The 21,322-nt window shown below is 44.6% G+C and carries 15 protein-coding genes; 10 read left to right on the top strand and 5 right to left on the bottom strand.

The features are described 5' to 3' along the window. Window positions 1-4 precede the first annotated feature (4 nt). Window positions 5-1,006 carry a CobW family GTP-binding protein gene (locus DFQ00_RS22780; protein ID WP_110898779.1) on the bottom strand — a complete coding sequence of 334 codons (1,002 nt, stop codon included), beginning with the start codon at window positions 1,004-1,006 and terminating at the stop codon, window positions 5-7. Between the two features lie 411 nt (window positions 1,007-1,417). Here DFQ00_RS22780 and folE2 point away from each other — a divergent pair, with 411 nt between their 5' ends. From folE2 to DFQ00_RS22815, 7 genes are all read left to right on the top strand, one after another. Continuing rightward, window positions 1,418-2,344, top strand: a complete 927-nt coding sequence (gene folE2 / locus DFQ00_RS22785) for a GTP cyclohydrolase FolE2 (protein ID WP_110898780.1) — start codon at window positions 1,418-1,420, stop codon at window positions 2,342-2,344. A gap of 180 nt (window positions 2,345-2,524) precedes the next feature. After that, complete coding sequence (locus DFQ00_RS22790; RefSeq protein WP_110898781.1) at window positions 2,525-3,148, top strand: DUF2239 family protein; 624 nt, start codon at window positions 2,525-2,527, stop codon at window positions 3,146-3,148. Between the two features lie 43 nt (window positions 3,149-3,191). Beyond that, window positions 3,192-4,118: an alpha/beta fold hydrolase gene (locus DFQ00_RS22795; protein ID WP_110898782.1), complete on the top strand. Its 927-nt coding sequence runs from the start codon at window positions 3,192-3,194 to the stop codon at window positions 4,116-4,118. A 215-nt stretch (window positions 4,119-4,333) separates the two neighbouring features. Beyond that, on the top strand, window positions 4,334-7,000 hold the full coding sequence (locus DFQ00_RS22800) for an endo-1,4-beta-xylanase (protein WP_167433808.1): 2,667 nt from the start codon (window positions 4,334-4,336) through the stop codon (window positions 6,998-7,000). Between the two features lie 278 nt (window positions 7,001-7,278). Beyond that, on the top strand, window positions 7,279-8,223 hold the full coding sequence (locus tag DFQ00_RS22805) for an ABC transporter permease (RefSeq protein WP_110898808.1): 945 nt from the start codon (window positions 7,279-7,281) through the stop codon (window positions 8,221-8,223). Between the two features lie 17 nt (window positions 8,224-8,240). Continuing rightward, window positions 8,241-9,119: a carbohydrate ABC transporter permease gene (locus DFQ00_RS22810; RefSeq protein WP_110898784.1), complete on the top strand. Its 879-nt coding sequence runs from the start codon at window positions 8,241-8,243 to the stop codon at window positions 9,117-9,119. Between the two features lie 46 nt (window positions 9,120-9,165). Further along, on the top strand, window positions 9,166-10,857 hold the full coding sequence (locus DFQ00_RS22815) for an extracellular solute-binding protein (protein ID WP_110898785.1): 1,692 nt from the start codon (window positions 9,166-9,168) through the stop codon (window positions 10,855-10,857). Window positions 10,858-10,925: 68 nt separating this feature from the next. On the opposite strand, the gene DFQ00_RS22820 is transcribed toward DFQ00_RS22815, so the two are convergent. From DFQ00_RS22820 to DFQ00_RS22835, 4 genes are read right to left on the bottom strand one after another with little or no spacing between them, the layout of a single operon-like run. After that, window positions 10,926-12,608, bottom strand: coding sequence for a response regulator (locus DFQ00_RS22820; RefSeq protein ID WP_167433809.1), 1,683 nt, complete (start codon window positions 12,606-12,608; stop codon window positions 10,926-10,928). Further along, window positions 12,580-14,313 (bottom strand): sensor histidine kinase, encoded by a 1,734-nt coding sequence (locus DFQ00_RS22825; RefSeq protein ID WP_110898787.1) that lies wholly within the window; start codon window positions 14,311-14,313, stop codon window positions 12,580-12,582. The genes DFQ00_RS22820 and DFQ00_RS22825 overlap by 29 nt, the downstream gene beginning before the upstream one ends. Before the next feature lie 58 nt (window positions 14,314-14,371). Next, on the bottom strand, window positions 14,372-15,718 hold the full coding sequence (locus DFQ00_RS22830) for a response regulator transcription factor (protein ID WP_167433810.1): 1,347 nt from the start codon (window positions 15,716-15,718) through the stop codon (window positions 14,372-14,374). A 5-nt stretch (window positions 15,719-15,723) separates the two neighbouring features. After that, window positions 15,724-17,427 (bottom strand): sensor histidine kinase, encoded by a 1,704-nt coding sequence (locus DFQ00_RS22835; RefSeq protein ID WP_110898789.1) that lies wholly within the window; start codon window positions 17,425-17,427, stop codon window positions 15,724-15,726. 313 nt (window positions 17,428-17,740) lie between these two features. On the opposite strand from DFQ00_RS22835, the gene DFQ00_RS22840 reads away from it, so the two are divergent. The 3 genes from DFQ00_RS22840 to DFQ00_RS22850 all read left to right on the top strand — a co-directional run bounded on the left by DFQ00_RS22840 (window position 17,741) and on the right by DFQ00_RS22850 (window position 21,264). Next, window positions 17,741-18,625: an ABC transporter permease gene (locus DFQ00_RS22840; protein ID WP_341866282.1), complete on the top strand. Its 885-nt coding sequence runs from the start codon at window positions 17,741-17,743 to the stop codon at window positions 18,623-18,625. Window positions 18,626-18,643: 18 nt separating this feature from the next. Beyond that, a complete protein-coding gene (locus DFQ00_RS22845) occupies window positions 18,644-19,513 on the top strand; it encodes a carbohydrate ABC transporter permease (RefSeq protein WP_110898791.1) in 870 nt (289 codons plus the stop codon). 65 nt (window positions 19,514-19,578) lie between these two features. Further along, window positions 19,579-21,264 carry an extracellular solute-binding protein gene (locus DFQ00_RS22850; RefSeq protein WP_110898792.1) on the top strand — a complete coding sequence of 562 codons (1,686 nt, stop codon included), beginning with the start codon at window positions 19,579-19,581 and terminating at the stop codon, window positions 21,262-21,264. Window positions 21,265-21,322 lie beyond the last annotated feature (58 nt).

The following is a 21,322-nucleotide window of genomic DNA, read 5'->3' on the forward strand; positions in this document are numbered from 1 at the left end:
TTTATTAGTCAGCTACGCAATCAGCAAACTGTTGACGGAACCAGTTTTCGTCCAAATTGCGACCGATAATTACAAATTCGCTAATCGGTTCTTCGTTTGTTTTCCATTCACGATCAGGAAATGCTCCCAATAACATATGAATCCCCTGGAATACGACTCTTTTTTTGGAGCCTTTAATGTTTAAAATCCCCTTATAACGAAACGTATCTACACCGTGATCTTGGAGCCATACGTTAATAAAACGTTCGACTTTTTTCAAATCCAGCGGCCGTGTTTCTCGGAAGAACAGGGAGGTCACATGATCGTCATGATGATGGTGATGATCTTCCTGAAGGAATTCGGGTTCAATCTCCAGCTTTTTGTCCAGATCAAAAGCACCGATGCCTAGTATTTGCTTCACATCAATTGAGGATTGCTGAGTTCTATAGATTTTAGCAGTTTTGTTCATGTTCAGAAGCCGATTTTCAAGTTGCTGCAATTCCTCTGCTGAAACAAGATCCGTTTTGTTCAATAACATGACGTCGGCAAAAGCAACTTGCTCCTGAGCCTCATGACCATCATCCAGATGCTGTCCAGCATGTTTGGCATCGACGACCGTAACGACCGCATCTAATTTGTAAAAATCGGCGATTTCCGGGTCTACAAAAAAAGTCTGTGCCACCGGGGCCGGATCTGCCAAGCCTGTCGTCTCAATTAACACGCGATCAAAGTCTGCCTTGCGGGTCCCGCTTCTCCCGAGCTTGACATCCTTCAAATCATTTAGAATGCGAATAAGATCTCCTCTCACCGTACAACAGATACAGCCGTTGTTCATTTCGAAAATTTCTTCATCTGCCCCAACGACAAGCTGATTATCAATGCCAATTTCTCCGAATTCGTTAACAATGACAGCGATCTTCTCACCATGGTTTGCAGTTAAAACATGATTCAGCAAAGTAGTCTTTCCAGCACCAAGGAAACCCGTAAGCACGGTAACAGGTATGGGATTATTCTGAACGGTAGACATGGTTATATGCTCCTTTGAAATAATTAATAGTAATAATTACGAATAAACAATAATAGAATAACTATTTTTTGTCAAACTGAAATCCGCTCTCCGCTTAGTAATAGCAGAAGAGACAGTCAGCCTTGACATAACTGGATCAAACGGATTATAGTTTACTAATCGTAATAATTACTAATAAAAATCGAATTGTACTAGAGTACATCTTCTTGAAGAATACCATATCACCTCAGGTGTACGTTTCAGAACGAATTCACTCCCGAGATGGGGCAGGTTCATCCGCCAGAGGCAGTTCATGTATTATCTCGAAGTATGGAAATCTACGGAGTTTGTAATGAATGTGTTTAAGCAATCTGTGTAAAAGATAGAAATCATCATATGATATCAGAATCAGATCACAAGGAGAAATGTACCATGAATAGTCGTGTTAGGCCCGATGGATATATACTGCCCGGTAAAGCTGAGCGACTTCGGATATTCGGTTCGGTTGATCCAGTAGAAGGGAATAAACCTGTTTCAAAAGCAGAAATGAAAGATTTGCAAAATATGAAAAAGGACTTTCTATTTGAACTGCAGCAAGTTGGGGTAGATAACGTAAAATATCCTTTAGAGGTCATATCGGCCAAGGAGCCTGAGCAATTGTCCAGTATAGGGAATTTCAGACTAACGACAGCTCTGGATTATGAATCCAAAGGCATTAACATGAGTCGTCTGATGGAACAGCTTGAGCGTAGCCGCACTCGGGGCCTGAGTGATCGCATTCAGGATTTGATTACGTTGACACAGCAATTTGCTGAACTGATGCAGCAACCGAAGGCAGAGTTGAAAGTTACATACCCCTGGTTCTACGAACGGACAGCCCCGGTTACAGGTCTTTCCGGTTTAAACCATTCTCTAGCGATAGTACATGTTATTTGGAAAGCGGGGGAAACTCCGATCATCCGAGCCGGTCTAGAAATACAGATTACGACATTGTGTCCCTGCTCGAAGGAAATTAGTGAATATAGTGCTCACAACCAGCGGGGCACGCTTCGTATACAGGTACAAAGCAATCCGTGCGAAAATCTGCCAAGCTATTGGAAAGAGGAACTGTTAAACGCAGCCGAATCGAATGCAAGCAGTTGTCTTCATCCTATTCTGAAGAGACCTGACGAGAAGCGGGTGACAGAACGAGCATATGAAAATCCAAGATTTGTGGAAGATATGGTGAGGCTGACGGCGGCAGATTTGTATGAGAAGCACTGGCTGAGCCAATTTGAGGTGGATTGCCGCAATGAGGAGTCCATTCATCAGCATGATGCAGTTACCCGCATTGTGTATGATAAGCGTACGCCGCAGTAAGACAGTACATGCACCATATAAGAATCGGTATTGTAATCCCTTGATAACAGCAGTCCATATATTGGGCTGCTGTTTTATTATGTTTTTCAACAAGGATAATTAAACCCGGGTAATATTGACTTTATATTTTTATCCGGGTAATATTAATGAACAATGTGAGAACAGAGAAGGAGGGGTTATATGCAAGCTTCATCACTTCCGATCGGCTACACTGCTTTTGTAGATCGAGCATGCTTCGCCAAAGGCTCATTACAGCATGTTGTTACCCTCGCCAAAAATACTCTGGGTGACAGTCAACTTGCGAATGTTCTTATTTTTAATGATGGAACAGGTAAACCGGTAGACGTTGATTTTCGCGGGAGCACAGCTGCAGTGCTTGACCGATTACGCGGCGAGAGTAAGGAAGGGCATACGTCGGATACAGCAGAAAAAGAAAATGAGCAGCCCCCTCGCAAGGTCGGTCGTCCCAAGCTGGGCGTAGTATCTGGCGAAGTTACGCTGCTTCCTCGGCAATGGGAATGGCTGAAAGCTCAACCCGGGGGTGCTTCAGTAACATTGAGGAAACTGATTGATGAAGCCCGCCGTGTCGGAGAGAGTGAAAGTCAAGTTCGCGCCGCTCAAGAAGCAACTTATCATTTTATGACTGCAATGGCAGGTGATTTTGACCGATATGAAGAGGCTTTGAGAGCGCTATATGCCGGAAATGAAACTCTCTTTTACGAATGGATTGATGACTGGACGCCAGATATCAGAGACTATGTTAAGTCTTTAGCCAGCAGTGCGTTCAAGCAGGAAGAGCATTAATCCAGCTTCAACCCGAAACATTAATTAGAAGGAGAACCTCACAATGAATAGGTTAAACGTTAACGGTATTGAGCTTGTATATGACAGTTATGGCGATGAGAAGCATGAAACCATGCTCTTGATTGCCGGGCTGGCAACACAAATGCTTCGATGGACTACTCCCTTTTGTGAAATGCTGGCAGCCAGAGGATACAGGGTGATTCGTTTTGACAATCGGGACACCGGGTTATCTACCCATTTTAGCCATCACGATACACTGGATTTTGAAGCACTCGCCAGAACACTGATGTCAGGACAACGACCGCATATCCCCTATACGCTTGAGGATATGTCTGATGATACGGTTGGATTGTTAGATGCACTGGGCATCGAAAAAGCACATATAGTCGGACGCTCCATGGGGGGCATGATCGCCCAGCTTGTTGCCAGTCGTTATCCCGAGCGTGTGCTCTCACTGACTTCAATTATGTCAACTACAGGCAATCCCGAACTTCCGCCAACCTCGCCAGAAGTCATGGCGCTAATGACTCGTCCGGCTCCAAACCCGAGGGAGCATGAAGCAGGGTATCTGGCTCAAAGCACCGCTTTTGCCAGACAGATTGCAGGTACGGGTTATCCATTTAACGAGGGAGAGTATCACGCCATGATTCGTGCCGAAGTGAGGCGAGCGTATGATCCGGGCAGTATCGGAAGGCAGATAGCAGCTATTGCCGTATCCGGGGATCGTCGTCCGCAACTCGCAAAAATAGATGTGCCCACGTTAGTCATCCATGGAGCGGAAGATCCCATGTTTGTGCCAGCATGTGGCGAGGACACGGCGAAAGCCATCCTTGGCTCAGAATTGATGGTGCTTGAAGGCATGGGACACGATTTGCCAGAGCAGTTGTATGAAACGGTCATAGACGGAATTGTGCAAACGGCTCAGCGTAATAAAGGTATTGAAACGATGAACCATAGGCAGAAGCCGTGAAGGAGCCGCTTTTAGCGGCTCTTTTTACATATAACTTCATTATCATATATCCCGTTAAAATTACGAATGTGATCTTCCGATATAAAGCAGATGATAATATGTTGTTATTAATATTAGAGATTTGTTATATGTAAGCCTAATTTAAAGAAATATAATCCAGTTATCTGGATGTTCAGCCGTTCAGAAATAGGATCATCAAACGAATGGAGGATCGCATGAAACGATTACGTCAATGGAATATGGCATTTCTAGCTTGTTTACTCGTACTTACTACGCTCCCATTAGCAACGGTTTCTCATGCATCCAACGAAGTCACAGCATCAGAAGCAAGGGAGCCGTTTCGCACTCATTTTGAAGATGGTACGCTACAGGGATGGGCTCCACGAATAGGTAGTGAACGTCTGACAGTCACACAAAAGGAGGCACACGAAGGTCATTCAAGCATGCTGGTTACCCAACGTGAACGCTCTTATCATGGGCCGATGCTTCCCCTGAAGGAAATATTGAAGCCAAACCAGCCGTATGAGATTACGGCTTATGTCAAACTTGCAGCAAAGCCTGATACAGATCAGACCTTGCAGCTCACCGCTTACAAAAAGACTCGCACCGAAAGCTGGAATGCGGTAGGTAACACAAGGATTGCCAAAGATCAGTGGAATACCTGGCAAAAGATCACCGGAACATACCAATACAGTGATGATGCCTCTGAATTGAAGCTGTTCATTGAAACACCCTATATCTCGGAGGATACGGTAGATACGCTATCGTTCTATGTGGATGATGTGTCTATTACTCAGGTTGAACAGCCGAAGATCGAAGAGAACATAGTAGCTCTGAAAGACCTCTACAAGGATGATTTCCCTATCGGTGCAGCGGTATATCGCTGGCAGCTGGATGGAGCCTATGGGCAGCTGCTTGCCAAACATTTCAACAGCCTGACGGCAACCTATGAGATGAAGCCCAAATATTTGTCTCCTTCCGAGGGTGTATATGAGTTTGAAGCTGCAGATCAATATGTGGAGTTTGCGGAGAAACACCATATGGGTGTACGTGGACACGCATTGCTGTGGCATATAGATGGAGCAGATTGGATGCTGAAGGATGCTCAAGGTAAACCTGCGAGCCGGGAATTGCTGCTGGCGCGGATCAAAAATTATGTCGAAACCGTTATGACCCGGTACAAAGGTAAAATCTATGCCTGGGATGTCGTAAACGAAGCCATTGCAGACGATAATGGAGATGCTCATGGGCTACGTCAAAGTCCGTTTTATGAAATAATCGGGCCAGATTATATTGAGAAAACGTATGAGTTCGCTCGGGCAGCCGACCCGGATGCCAAGCTGTATTACAACGAATATTTCACCGAGGTTCCTGAAAAGAGAGAACATATGTATCAGCTCGTTAAACGGCTGAAAGAGAAAGGACTCATTGATGGGGTGGGCTTGCAATCGCACTATAATCTGGCTTCACCACCTGTAGAGGAAATTGAAAAAACGATCAATCTGTTCGCCGGACTGGGACTGGACATTCAGATCACGGAACTGGATGTGGATAGCGGCATTCCCTTTGGTGAAAAGATGCCCGCCGAAGTTGCCGTTAAACAGGCTTATCGCTACAAGGAACTAATGGATCTGTACAAAAAACATAAAGATCAGATCTCATCTGTTACGTTGTGGGGACTTCAGGACGAGAGATCGTACAACAATCAGGCCATGCTGTTTGACACCGAATTGAAAGCCAAGCAAGCGTACTGGGGACTCGTCGATGAATCCAGCCTCCCTGTTCTGACTCAGAGAGCGGTCTCTCTTGCGGGTAAACCAAGTACTTCAAAAACGCAGCAGGACCCCCTTTGGAACAAAGCTGTATCTACTTCACTTAAAGGTCATGCCTCGGGTACAGCCAGCTTCCGTACGTTATGGGATAAGCAGAATCTGTATGTGCTGGTCGACGTTCAAGATGCCAAGGTGGATGCCATGGACAAGGTAGATGTCTTTGTGGATTTCAATAACGGGAAAACAACCTCCTATGAAAAAGACGACAAGCAGATCACTATCAAACGTTTGGGCAAAGCGCAGAGCAAGGAGAAACGCACCTACCATGTAAGGGAGACAAAAGGAGGTTATCAGGTAGAGTTAGCGATTCCATGGGGTAAGGTAAAGGCGGGCTCTAATACTGAAATCGGCCTGGACATTCGTGTAGCCGATGGGGGTACAGGCGGTAAGCAACCACCTGGAACCTGGTACTGGAATGATCGAACGCTGTCTCAGGAAAAGGACATGAGTAAATACGGCATTATTCAGCTTGCCCAGATGCCCAAAACGGCACAGGCTGTGCAAGGTGAAGTTCAGATTGACGGAAATCAAGATGCAGCATGGAATAAGGCCGTACCTTTTGAGGTAAAACGATTGAATAGCAATGGAAGTGCCAAAGCTGTGGCACGTGCACTTTGGTCAGGTGAATATCTGTACTTGCTCATTGATGTCACTGATTCAAAGATCATTACAGATAGCGTCAACCCATGGGATCAGGATTCCGTTGAGATTTTCCTGGATGAGAATCACCAGCGGACACCGTATTTTCAATATGATGATGCCCAGTTCAGAGTGAATGCAGATAACGTGGGCAGCTTTGGAGGCAGCGCTTCACCTGCACGTCTGGAAAGCGCTGTGAAAAAAACGAAAAAAGGTTATCTGATCGAAGCTAGAATCCGGTTACAATCTCTGAAGCCTAATGCAGGGGATGTTCTCGGCTTCGATCTGCAAATTAATGATAACCAGGGCGCTGGCAAGCAGGACGCAGTGAAATGGAATGACACTACAAGTGAGAGCTGGCGAAATACGTCTCAGTATGGAATACTCATGTTGTCAGGCAAGAAAAAATAAAATTCAGTCGTTCTAAATCAGGCTTTAAGGGTCGATCCCTCGACGTGATAATGAATCATCCATCACGTTGAGGGTTTTATTTGTTCATGCCATTCATTAACATAAACAATATTAATAATTTGTTATGAAAGCTATGCTTTTATCATGTTGAGTTACGAGTCGTGAAACTATACTGAATATACAGAGAATACAACAGTATCGTTTGAGAATGTATCTCTGGAGCACATAGAGAAAGAGGGGGAACGCATGAAATGAATGACGCAAAAGCTGTAACACCGATGGAAGCCGACGTGATTCGTCCGAATTCGCGGCGGCGACGGTCTCAGCAGCCCAAAAACTTCAAGCGTACGTTAGTGCTGGACCTGATGCTGCTACCTGCAGTCATCTTGACATTCATCTTCGCGTACATACCGATGGGCGGTCTGGTGATTGCCTTTCAGGACTACAAGCCTTGGCTCGGGTTTGCCAAATCTTCCTGGATTGGGCTGGAGCATTTTGAATTTTTGTTCAGCATGCCGGAAAATGTACAGGTCATCTGGAACACCCTGATCATTGCGGGTATGAAGCTGGTTGGGGGACTGATTGCACCATTGATCTTTGCACTGCTCCTGAATGAAGTGCGCAAAGAAAAATTCAAAAAGAGCATTCAAACCTTCGTTTATCTGCCACATTTTCTGTCCTGGGTCATTCTCGGCGGAATACTGCTGGACATGCTGGCGACGAAAGGCATGATCAATCAGTTTCTCGGGGCCGTGTTTGGACTTGAACCGATATTCTTCCTGGGAGAAGGCACCTGGTTCCGCATCGTCGTTGTAGTCAGTGATATCTGGAAAGAATTCGGCTTCGGAGCAATCATCTTCCTTGCTTCGCTGGCAGGTATTAATCCTTCATTATATGAAGCAGCTGAAGTAGATGGAGCGAACCGCTGGCAGCAAACCTGGTCGATTACGATACCTGCTCTGATTCCGATCATGATTGTGGTAGGAACGTTGTCTCTTGGAAATATCCTGAACGGAGGTTTCGACCAGATCTTCAATCTGTACAACCCGCTGGTTTACGATAAGGGTGATATCATAGATACCTTTGTTTATCGGGTAGGTCTAATCGATGGTAAGTTTGGCTTTACGGCTGCCGTCGGGCTCTTCAAATCAGTTGTCGGATTCGTTCTAATCGTGATCGCATACCGTGCAGCTTATAAATTTGCGAATTACCGTATTTTTTAGAAAGGAGACACCACGGCATGTATCATAAAACGAAGCCTTACAAAGTATTCACAGTATTCAACTATGCGTTTCTTATTTTGTTATCACTGCTCTGTATTATTCCGTTAATCCACATTCTCGCAGTCTCCTTCAGCGGTAAAGCGGCTGCCAATGCCAATCTGGTTGGACTCTTTCCAGTGGACTTTACGTTTGATGCCTACGCCAAAACATTGGATAATGAGAACTTCATTCGTTCTCTGGGAATCGCCGTTCAGAGGACGGTGCTGGGTACGCTGCTGAGCATGGTTATTGTCACATTGGCAGCCTATCCGTTATCCCGAGAGAATCGCAATTTCAAGCGGCGTAACCTCTACACCTGGTATTTTGTATTTACGATGCTGTTCAGTGGAGGATTAATTCCATTTTACATTCTGATTCAGAAGCTTAATTTGTTAAATACGATGTGGGTACTCATTCTTCCGGGTGCAGTATCCGTCTGGAATATGATCCTGTTGCTGAATTTCTTTCGCAACGTGCCCAAAGAGCTGGAAGAGGCCGCCTTTATTGACGGCGCAGGTTACTTCCGCACATTAATTTCCGTATTCCTGCCTGTATCCATGCCAGCGATCGCTACGCTATCCTTGTTCTCCATGGTGGGACACTGGAACGCCTGGTTCGATGGTTTGATTTTCCTGACGGATCACGAAAAATATCCGCTTGCGACCTTCCTGCAAACCATTATTGTGCAGCAGGATTTCAGTAAGGTGTCCGTACGTCCCGAGGATTTGGAAAATATATCACAACGGACGATCAAGGCCGCTCAGATTTTCATCGGCATGGCACCCATTTTAATTGTATATCCACTGCTTCAACGCTTTTTCGTTAAAGGCATTGTGCTTGGAGCTGTGAAAGAGTAAATGTAATTCAGGTTTAACCAAATTGATTTCATATGGGGGAGACAAAATGTTAAAAGCATGGAAAAAGCCGCTTAGTGTTCTGATGGCTGCCACAATGTTATCCGGTGTACTCGCGGCATGCAGCAGTGATACTGCATCCGGTCCAGATCCAAAATCAACGAATAGTAACGAGTTTTATTCCGCACCGTTCGAGAATGGCAAGTATACGGAGCCCGTTACGATTTCAACTGTTTTTCCAATCACCAGCAGCTTGAAGTTCAAAAACGGGGAGAACATTGAAAATAACGTTCATACCAAATGGGCCCATGATACACTAGGGATTGATATTAAATATTTATGGACGGTCAGTGATCAAAATAATGCTTACCAGACCAAACTTCGCCTAATGTTAACCTCGGGTCAGAAAATGCCTGATATCATTTCGTTCCGCGGCGATTCCACGTTAATCAGTGATCTGATTGAATCGGGTCAATTCACAGATGCAGGAGAGCTGTTCGATAAATATGCCTCGGATGTTTACAAAAAAGCAATGGCAGAAGATCCAAATGTATGGAAGCCGTATGTGCGTGATGGTAAACGGATGGCTATTCCGATTCTGGAGAACGCTTACAACAATGATCCAGTGATGTACATTCGCGAAGACTGGCTCAAAAAGCTCAATCTGAAAGCACCTACAACGCTGGCTGAGCTGGAAACGGTAATGGATGCCTTCGTCAATCAAGATCCGGACGGTAACGGCAAAAAGGACACTACGGCATTATCTGTAGGCTTCAAAAACTATCTGAACACCTGGATGTCCGATTCCAGCTGGATCTTTGGCATGTTCGGAGCGATGCCTGGTCAGTGGAATAAAGCAGCGGATGGCACTCTTGCCTACGGGTCGATTCAGCCTGAGATGAAGCCTGCACTTGCCAAGATGAAAGAATGGATGGATAAAGGCTACATCGATAAAGAAGCGGGGCTATATGATGAGCCTAAGGCAGCCGAAGCCTTTACTGCAGGTAAATCAGGTATTATTGTGGGTCCATACTGGATGACCGGATGGCCGATCCCGGATCTGCAAAAAAACGTGCCAGATGCCGAGTATAAAGCATATCCGCTTCCAGCCGGTCCTGACGGCAAGATGGGGCGCCATGGTACACGTATCAGTACAGGTGCAGTGCTGATCAATAAGGATATGGAGCATAAAGATGCTTTCTTTGTATACCAGAACTATCTGTTTGATCACTGGGCTAACCCGGACAGTACCACATTCGTGAATGGATTCGCGAAAGGTTATGATTATGACATTGCTCCAGATGGAACCGTCTATAAAGAGCTGCAAAGTGACAAAATTCCTGGCGGCTGGATTGATGCAATTCGTTATACATTAACGTTTGATGGTGCAATCATCCCTAACCTGATGATGAATACACTGGCTGAGCTTGCAGGTGGCAAGGAGCCTACAACGCAATATGAGAAAAACCTGGCAGATCGTATCCCTGAACAGATTAAGGCGGCCAAAATTGTCATTGATCAAAAGGATATCGTAATGCCTCAAATGTTCACAGGCGTACCAACCAAAACACAAGTTTCCCGCGGCGATATGCTCAGCAAGCTGGAGAAAGAAGTGCTTAATAAAATCATTTACGGGCAATCCCCGGTGGATGAGTTCGATACCTTTGTTGAACAGTACATGAGCTCTGGAGGTAAACAGATTACGGAAGAAGTCAACGAATGGTATAATACGGTCAAATAAAATAGCTTAACACACATCATGCACACAGGCTCTACTCGCCAGTGTGCATGATGTGTGTTTTTTTGCTGTTATTGTTCCCGGTATTCCTGGGGAGTCATGCCGAATTTATCTCGGAATACCTTGATGAAGTATTGGGAGTTGGCATAGCCGAGCTTCTCGGAAATCTCATATACTCTGTCCTGCGTATGGTTAAGCAGGTATAAGGCCAGATCCATTTTCACACTTAAAATGTACTCACTCAAGCTTATGCCTTGAATCTGCTTGAACAGCTTGGAAACATATACGGGATGCAGTGAGACGTGATCTGCAATGGATTGCAGACTTAGGGAATGCAGGTTGCTGGAGACAAATGTTTGGATCTGCTGAATGACATCATGCTGCTCGTCAAAAGACTGCTCCTCAAGCTTGGCTCGTAGCCGGTCAAGAACAAGCTCTGCCCAATCGGTGAGCTGGGATACAGAACGAAAGGAAGGGCGTGAGCTCCATTCGTTACCGACCAGATCGGATAACAGGGTATGATTTTTATGCGCTATATAGTGATAGGCAGATAACAGCACGATTCGAATCTCATCCAGATGCTCTTCGGTTTGTTCAGGCAGAGCACTGTAAGCCTGCTTGATTCGGTCCAGGCGCTCTTTAAACACCGCCCATTGCCCCGTTTCCAGCAGGTGATTGAAGGTGGGCGGCTCATACAGAATATGCAGAGATCGAATCGAGGCAGGACGATAACTTTCCGCGATGGACAGGAAGTATCCTGTACCATTGCCCACCTGCTTCTTGAGTGCAGAGATCGCCTGCTCATACATCTCACGGATGTCGGAATGGAGTGTGCCTCTGTGGCTGAGAATTACCGAAATGCCACCTTTCAGGTATTCATTGACATTGTGATGCAGCTGCAGTGAAAGATGTGTCAGATTTTGATGCTGATATTGCATCTGTTCCTGAGCCACGGCGCATTCCATGGAAGCAATTGCTGGCTGCACATCCACATCCGAGGCAGGCGTTGAGGTTGCTATTGAAGCGTCTAGCTCCGTAGGCTTTAACACAAATACCAGATAATCATGATGATCGCGGCAGTGCCAGGTATGAAAAGCGCTGTTGAACAATTCACACGCTATATTGGTCACGGCATACTCAAACAACTGCAGACTGCTTGTCGTATGTCGCGTAAAATGCTCCTCCAGCCGAACCAGAACGAGCTGTACTTCATCAGCGGCATGAAAGGGCAGCTGATAGTGTTCCAACTTGTCGTTCAGTGCATCTGTTGCATACCGATTGCCCTCAATCAACTGATTCAGCAGTCTGTCCCTGAGTGAAGGCAGGTGTTGTCGAAACGAGTTCATTGCCAGCTCATAGGACAACGTTCTGCGGATTTGATCTTCAATGGATAATACGGTTTTCTCCAGACAAGCCGCCAGTTTCTCAACATCAAGCGGCTTTAATAAATACTCGACGACGCCGTATTTGGTCGCTTCTTTGGCGTACTCGAACTCGGCATAACCCGTAAGCAAAATGCAGGGCAGGTTAGGCTTCAGCGCTTTGATCTGACGAATCAACTCAAGCCCGTTCATCACGGGCATCGAAATATCGGTAATAACGATGTCTACGGTCTGTTCATCCAGAATGGATAAGGCCTGCATACCGGAGTATGCCTTGTGAATACGTTCAATACGGTACTGCTCCCATGGAAATGCAATTTCGAGATCGTCAATAACATAGGACTCATCGTCGACTAACAGGATCTGATGCATCTGCAATGTCCTCCTTGTGTATAGTAATGATGCACCGAGTTCCTTCATATAAGCTGGAATCTACGGACAAACCCGATCGTTTGCCATAAGTAAGCTTCAATCGCTGATTCACATTTCGTATCCCTGTTCCGATCTGTTCCTCCGGGCGTGTGAATTCATCCATATGTGCGCGAATTCGTGCCAAACGGTCCGCAGACATGCCTACACCGTTATCCTGTACGAAGATACGAATGTCCTCCTGATTTTGCTCCGCATGAATCGTAATTTGCCCCGAGGCCATGGAGGGCTCAATACCATGTTTGACCCCGTTCTCAACCAGCGGCTGCAATATCATGCGAGGAATGCGGATGGAGAGGAGAGGGCTGGGCACATCCGTTTCAAACGTAATGCTCTGCTTGCGCATATGGATGATGGACATGTAGTGATTCACAAAACGAAGCTCTTCACCCAATGTGGAATCCTGATCTTCAATGCGGTGAATATAACGACAGTAGGAAGCCAGCTCCAGGGTCATCGCTGTAACCGATTCATAATCCTTAATACTGGATTTGCTCTGGATAAAATTAAGACAATTGTACAGGAAATGCGGATTAATCTGGGCCTGATATTGCTTCAGTCGGGCTTCTTTAACCGAAAGCTCGCCAAGAAGAACCTGCTCAATCAACGTCTGGGTATTCTCGGCCATGCGGTTGAAGGAGCGTCCCAATATTTTAAATTCAAAAATCTGCGTTTCATCCACACGGCTGGAGTAATCTCCGCGATCAAAACGATCAATGGCTTTACGCAAACGTATAATCGGCTGTTGAACCTGATTACGCAGCGCTAATATGTAAAATAGAGACAGTAGCAGCATCACAACAAGAGCCAGAACAAACCAAGTGTTATTGCTTGAAATGGATTGTCGTAATTGGTCGGTGGGATGATAGTCGATAAAATACAAATCCAGAATGCTCGCTTTCATAAAACTGATAAAATAATTGGTATGCTGAAACGAAATTTCAAAGGTTCCGCTCTCATTCCTAATGTGTGGAAGCACTTCGGCATCGGCTCCGGCGAGTTGTGCAGAACCCGTTCCTCGAATCGCTCTCTCAAAACGAGCATCATACAGCATCGGTGTACCAGAGGTGTACTCAGACATCATTTTCTGCAGCACGTCCAGGGAAATGCGAATCTCGATATACATCGGCCCGCGGTGTCCCTTGGTCAGATGAGAATAGTAACCGGTGCCATCCTGGTTCATATGCAGCATCCATCGGTCGAGCGGCTCTTTGGACATGGCAAAGGGACGGAATGAAAACTGGGGATCGGATGATACCGTATCCTGTTCATCGGGATAATACAAAATAATCGTATTGTTCCATGAAGTAGAGGCACTGTTCAGGGCCAGCTTCTCAATCAGCTCCAGCTTCGCTTTATATTTTGCAAAATCATTCCCGTAACGCAGTACATATGTATATCCTCTGACGGACTGATCCTCAGCCAATGTTAGCGCATTCACTAATACCTGCTCGAATTGATTGGACAGCTGGGAGGACATGAATCGCACTTCGCCCAATTTATTCTTTTGCAGCTCTCGCTGCGTTTCCTGTACATTCAATTGATAAATCCACCAGAAGATAAGTATGATAAGCACAAACATTAAAATCAGACCAACGGCCAGCTTTTGAAAAATCGAACCTTTCTCTATGGTGTACTTTTCTTTCAAACTACGGCCTCCTTTGAAGCTACCCACACGAATACCATTCCAGGTATCAAGAGTAGCTTCACTTCAACATATTTCTTCTATACTGATAAGGTGTAACGCCGAATTCCTCTTTAAACAATTGAATAAAATACTGATTCTTTCGGTAACCGACCAACTGTGAAACGTCAGCGATGCGAAGCTCTGAATTGCGGAGAAGGTAGGCGGCTTTCTCCAAGCGTTTACCAGAAATATAGCTAGAGACATTTTCACCTGCTTCCTGTTTGAAAAGTTTCGAGAGATAGACCGGATGCAGATGAGCAACCTTGCCGAGCTCATCTAAACTCAGGCTATGTGAGATGTTATCATCAATATGTTTTTTTACTTTATCGACAATGGATTGAATGGACATTTGCTTCTGGTTTCTGATCGAGTCCAAAATATCTGACAGCACGGGCCAAAGTGTGTCAGGATTATGCAGGTCGCAAAATATCCAGACTGCCATGTCGGATTCAACGAGCTCTTTTCTCACCTGATATGCACACCATATCACCTCCATCAGGTACAACATTTTTTCTTTTCTACCACGGATAAACTCATAGTTTTTCATCATCTTCCCTAATGACTCCCCATCCGGGTGGGAAACAGGATACTTAGACAACTGGGCAAAATCTTGTGAGTATACCTCCTGGTTTAAATAAAAACGATAAAACTGCTGTCTTGTTACGTTTCGATCGGTCAAATGAAACGGGGGAGAGGCTACCCAAAAGCTGTCATCGCTCTGAAGATGCTTTGCAGTATTTTCTGGAACAATAGCAGCCAGCTGTGTTCCAAAAGTCCAGATGAGAGCAGAATAAGGCATGTCATGTCCCCTCTGCAAATGTTCTCTATGCTTCGAATTGAAATCATTCAGCTTCAAAAAGCATACACGCTCGTTTCCAAAAAAACTGAGATGGGAGGCACAGTCCTTCTGTAAAGATGCATTGATTCCAAGAATCGAAAGCAAAAACTTTGTACGGCTAAACTGTTCCCAGTTCACGGGCTGAACAGATTGATGCTGTTTAATCTGCCGAATTGCATTGCACATCGCTTTATCGACATCCTCCTTGTCGACGGGCTTGAGCAGATAATCCAGGGCACCCAATCGAATGCCTTGCTGAGCATATTCAAACTGGGAATAACCGGATAAAAAGATCACCTTTGTCGGCAGATCCTGCTGATGAATATACTCAAGCAGATCAATTCCTGAAATCTCAGGCATGCGTATATCTGTAATCATAATGTCGATTGCATTGCTATTCAGCATCTTCTTGGCCTCTATTGAATTGGTAGTTGTCTCAATATGCTTGATTCCGAACGAAGCCCAGTCTAGCAAATGTTTCATATATTCCACCACATAGTGACCATCATCAACGATTAGAAGGCGCATTGGCATCATCCTTTCTCTGCATGTTCGGGAATGAGCAGGAGTATAGATAGCCCCCCCCAGCTGTTGGAAGCGAAGTGAAGGCCGGCTTGCTCACCATACGTATTTTTCAATCGTTTGTTGACATTGTACAGACCCATTCCTCGTGAACCCTCAGGCGCTGTATCCTGATCAAGTTCAGCTTGTAAATTGTACATGTGTTCTGGAGATAGACCTTTGCCGTCATCGGATACCTCAATCTGAATACCTTCTCTGGTTTCTACCACATCAATCTTGACCTGGTGAGCACCTTGTCTGCCTTCAATGCCGTGTTGGATGGCATTTTCTACGATGGGCTGAATCATCAAGGGAGGCAGGGAAAAGGAGGTGAGGTCATTTGGAGTTTGGATACTATAATCCATCTTTTTGCTTAACGCCATAATAATAAGGTAATGTTCTGCAAATTGAAGTTCACTTCCCAGTGTAACTTCATGTCGATCAAGCTTCGTTAGATATCGGTAATATTCAGCCAAGTGCTTGCTCATCCGCATGACAGCATCAGGTGAGAACTGGGCTGCTGACGTTATAAAAAATAAACTGTTGTATAAAAAGTGGGGGTTGATCTGGGCTTGTAGCTGCTTCAGTTCAGCAGTTCTCCTCAGTTGCGTTTCGGTCTTGAGCGACACGAACAAATCCTGAATTTCGGAAACCATATGATTGAAGCCGCGAAACAAGCTGAAAAATTCTCTGCCCGTATGAACCTGAATGCGCGTATGATGATTGCCTTGTTCAACTTGAGAAAACTTTTTTTCTAATAAACGAAGATTGCGGTAATAGTTACGGTAAAAAGTAAATATCACGATTAAACCAAGCGTTAATACAGCGATAATGCTTGCAAGAAAGACGCTGCGGCTTCGGTCAAGCGGCTTCAGAAAATCATTGGTCCGAGTATATGTAATCAAGTAGGCATCAATAGGCTCAACATATCGAGAAAGGACATAATAATCTTCCGAAGGATTGTGGTAATCATATTTTACGGTTGAAGCCTGTTGGGGCACAAGTAAGTCCGTAACCGTTTTCAACAAAGAAGCCTCTACCGCTTTTTCACTCCATAGCTCTTGGTTTTTAAACAAGTAAAATGCATTAGAGCTGTTATTATTGATCGCTTTTTTAAGCATGCTTTTCAAATAGTCCGTCTTCAGCTTAACCCCGACGATATATTGTGTAGGCTCCACTGTACCTGGCTTCTGAATGTAAGGATAAATAACAAAATAGTAGAGACTGTTGTTAACAATTTGCCATCCTCGTTCCTCCACGCTTTTAAATATCTGTCTCATCTCCGATGAATTGTGAGTTGATAAAAATGTCTCTTGGGATTTCCAATAGATTCCGATGGATTCGATCGAGCGACTAGATAGCAGAGTCTGACGCAATCGATCCACGATCTCGTTTTTTTTCATCTGAGAGTCGTAATTACTTAGCTCAACGAGCTGATTCTGGTAAAATCTCACATCGTTATCCGCTGCAAATTGCACCCCGTACATATTGGCCTCATAGATAATACCATCAATAATTCCTGTTACATATTCAAGCTGGTTCTTCGAAGCACTAATTAGGTTTTCTTCAAGAGTCTTGGAACTGGAGCGATTCATGACATAAAACAAGCTTAACGTTAGAAGCAGAAAAAAAACAAAGAAATAAATAAATCGCCTCATATACATTTTTCGAATCATATGAATTCCCTCTCTAAGATAAGCCGACTGTAATGTATTTTAATATAAGCGAAAAAGAGAAAAAGAGAAAGCGGGTTCAAACTTAAAGAGGGATTAGAATGAAAGCGTTTTAAAAATGGTTAAGATTGAGGTTATGATCTTCATATTTTGGCATATTGAAACAAAAATGCTTTTGATAAGCTGAATGGGAAGAGATAACATTCACTGGTTGAGAATCACCCAAGAGGAGGTATGCAGCATTCGTAAATTTTCATCTGTATCCACAGCAACATCCGTCAAAACCAGGACCCTTAAGCCAACATGGAAAAAGGAACTGCAAAAAACATGGCCTTTATATGTATTATGCATTCCTGCTTTTATCTTCGTCTGTATTTTCTCATATGGACCTATGGTCGGTCTGCTGATGGCATTTCAGGATTACAAGCCATGGCTGGGAATAAGTGGATCTCGCTGGATTGGTCTGGCGAATTTCGAAAGAATATTTCAATATGATGAGGCCACTCAGGCTATCGTCAATACATTAATTATCGCAGTCTCCAAAATAATTGTTGGCATTATTGTTCCTATTGTTATGGCGATTCTTCTAAGCGAGCTGCGAAACATCGGTGTCAAGAAGAGTGTTCAGACGTTGGTATACTTGCCACATTTCCTCTCCTGGGTCACGGTTGCAGGATTAATGATTGATATTTTGGGTCTGGAGGGTGGCGTGAATCGAATATTAACAGCGCTATTTGGAATCCAGCCCGTTTATTTTCTAGGAAATCCTGACCTGTTTCGATACACGGTAGTCATCAGTGATGTATGGAAAAGCTTCGGCTTTGGCATGATCGTTTACCTGGCCACTATTGCCGGGATTAATCCTTCCTATTATGAAGCCGCGGAGATTGATGGTGCTACACGAAGGCAGCAAATTCGTTTTATTACGTTGCCCAGCATGCTGCCCATGATTATCGTCATTTCAACCCTCAGTCTGGGGAGTATTCTGGACGCAGGCTTTGATCAGATTTTCAACCTGTATAATCCGCTGGTTTACAGCACAGGAGACATCATTGACACCTACGTGTATCGTTCCTCCTTATTAAACGGGCAGTATGGGTTCGGAACAGCTGTCGGATTATTCAAATCAGGAATCAGTCTGGTGCTGATTGTTGTATCCTACAGACTAGCCTACAAGTATGCCAATTACAAAATATTTTAGCAGGGAGGGAGATTCATCATGTATCATAAAACGACAGGTTATCGCATGTTCTCTATATTTAATTATGTATTCATGATCGTCGCAGCACTCGCGTGTTTGCTCCCTTTGCTGCATCTATTAGCGCAGTCCCTTAGCAGCAAGATTGCAGTTAGCGGTAATATGGTTTCCTTTTGGCCGGTAGGCTTCAACGTAGATGCTTATGTCAAAACCTTTAACAATTCCAACTTCATTGGCTCCATGATGATATCTATTATTCGGACGGTGCTTGGAACCTTCATTAGCATGTTTATTTTGATCTGTGCAGGGTATGCGTTGTCCAAAGAATTTCGTGGTCGCAACGCTCTAATGTGGTTCTTTATCTTCACCATGCTTTTCTCCGGCGGTCTAATTCCTTCTTACATATTGATCACCAGCCTGGGGCTTAAAGATACAATATGGGCCCTGGTTCTTCCCGGTGCTTTTGGAGCTTATAATCTGATTCTGCTCGTTAATTTCTTCAAAACCATTCCTAAAGCGCTGGAGGAGGCTGCTTTCATTGATGGAGCATCGTTTTTCCATATTCTTTGGAAAATATATTTGCCCCTATCCTTACCGGGGATAGCTACCGTATCCTTGTTCATTATGGTAGGGCACTGGAACTCCTGGTTCGATGGAATATTGTATATGTCGGATGCCAGCAAGTATCCGCTGGCTTCTTTCCTCCAAACCGTGGTCGTTCAAAGTAACATGCAAAGCATGGCTATGAGTCAATCTGAAGTAGCCGCTATGTCCGAACAAAGCATCAAATCGGCTCAGATCTTTGTTGGTACGTTGCCGATCATTCTCGTTTACCCCTTTCTACAACGATATTTCGTGAAAGGCATTGTGATGGGAGCCGTCAAAGAATAATACGCGTCAAGAAAATCATAACTCTACAGGAATTTCACTACACCAATATTGGGGGCATGTTTCTAATGAAAACAACAGGTTATATGAGAAAAATAATGAGTATGACCCTGCTTACGGCTGTGTTGATGACTGGCTGCAGCAACGGGGAGAGTAGTAACGAATCCGCACCAGCTTCAGAGCAAAAGAACGGGAAGTATAATCCACCGATCACGATGACGATTGCGAAGCAGCAGGATGAAAATGCGGGCAAATACATCAATGGGGAAAGTCTGAATGATAATGTATTGACACGCTGGGGAGAAGAACATCTGGGAATTAAAATAGAAACAACACTTTTGGGCGGCGATGCCTCACAGTATAATACAAAACTCAGACTGGCTTTGACCGGTTCGGAAAAGCTTCCTGATGTACTGCCAGTGTATGATACGATGCTAATCAATGATCTGATTGATTCAGGAAGGGTTAAGGAAATTACAGATGATATTGCTGCCTATATGCCAGAACGGTTAAGAGAAATCTACAAGCAGTACCCAACAACATTTAATCCGGTTGTACGAGACGGAAAAGTATATGGAATGGCTATTGCCCCCAATCTGACGGAAGGAGAGATCATGCTGATCCGTCAGGATTGGTTGGATAATCTTAATCTGAAAGCACCAACAACAATGGATGAATTGGAGCAAGTTATATCCGCCTTTACGCTGAAAGACCCTGACGGTAACGGAAAACAGGATACCTATGGCTTTACGTTCTCGGGTAAGGATTCCTACAATACAGGTTGGGTAAGTGACCCGGTGATGATCTTTAGTGCATTTACAGGTAAACACATCCCTAGGCAATGGGTAGAAGAGAATGGCAAACTTACCTATGGATCTGTCGCGGATGGCAACAAGGAGGCTCTTGCCAAACTTCAGGAATGGTATGCTAAAGGTTACTTAAATAAAGAGCTTGCTACACAAGGTGCATGGGATGCCTTATCGGATTTTACGGAAGGGAAAGCAGGAATCATTGTTGGGCGACCTTGGCTGTATGACAGTGTAAAAGATGTAGAGAAAAATATTAAGGGAGCTAAAATCAGTGCTCAACCAACGATCCGGGGAGGACATGGAGATAAAACCTACCAGACAGCACAGTTAAACGACGGCGTATTTATGTTTAATAAGGACTTTAAAAACATGGAGGCTTTCTTCCTGTATTACGATAAAATGTACGACGCTGCCTTCAGCACAGGCGATTTCAAGTACGGCTACGCTCAGGGATACGACTACGATATCGTCAACGAGGAGGTAACTTTTGATCCAAAAAAATTCAATACACCTCTGGAAGCCATCCAAGGTGTCGGGAAAATGGCCTTTACCAAAAACACGCCAAGTGTGGATGGCCCCGGTAAATCGTATTACGATCTAGCAAACGGCGTCAAAGCTGATACCGGCGTTCTAATCCAGAGTGATTCCAGGGATCAGACACTGAAGGACGGATACCGTATCTCTTACGAACAACGTGAAGTATTACTGCCCAATGCATTTAATGGACCACCAACTCAGACCATGCAAAATGTGTGGGAACAGCTGACAACAATGGAACAGGAGACGTTCACCAAGATTATATATGGCAATCTGCCCGTCGAAGCCTACAACTCCTTTGTAAAACAGTGGCATGAGAAGGGAGGGGACCAGATCACCAAAGAAGTAAATGAATGGTATAGCAAGGCTAACGAGACGGATATTATGGAGCGGATGAAGCTGAAATAAGAGGCCGTTTACGATTGTGCAGCATCAGCTCTCTTGCATGGGAGCTGGTTCCAAATAA

It is taken from the genome of Paenibacillus barcinonensis, assembly GCF_003217495.1.
GTDB classification, from domain to species: Bacteria; Bacillota; Bacilli; order Paenibacillales; family Paenibacillaceae; genus Paenibacillus; species Paenibacillus barcinonensis.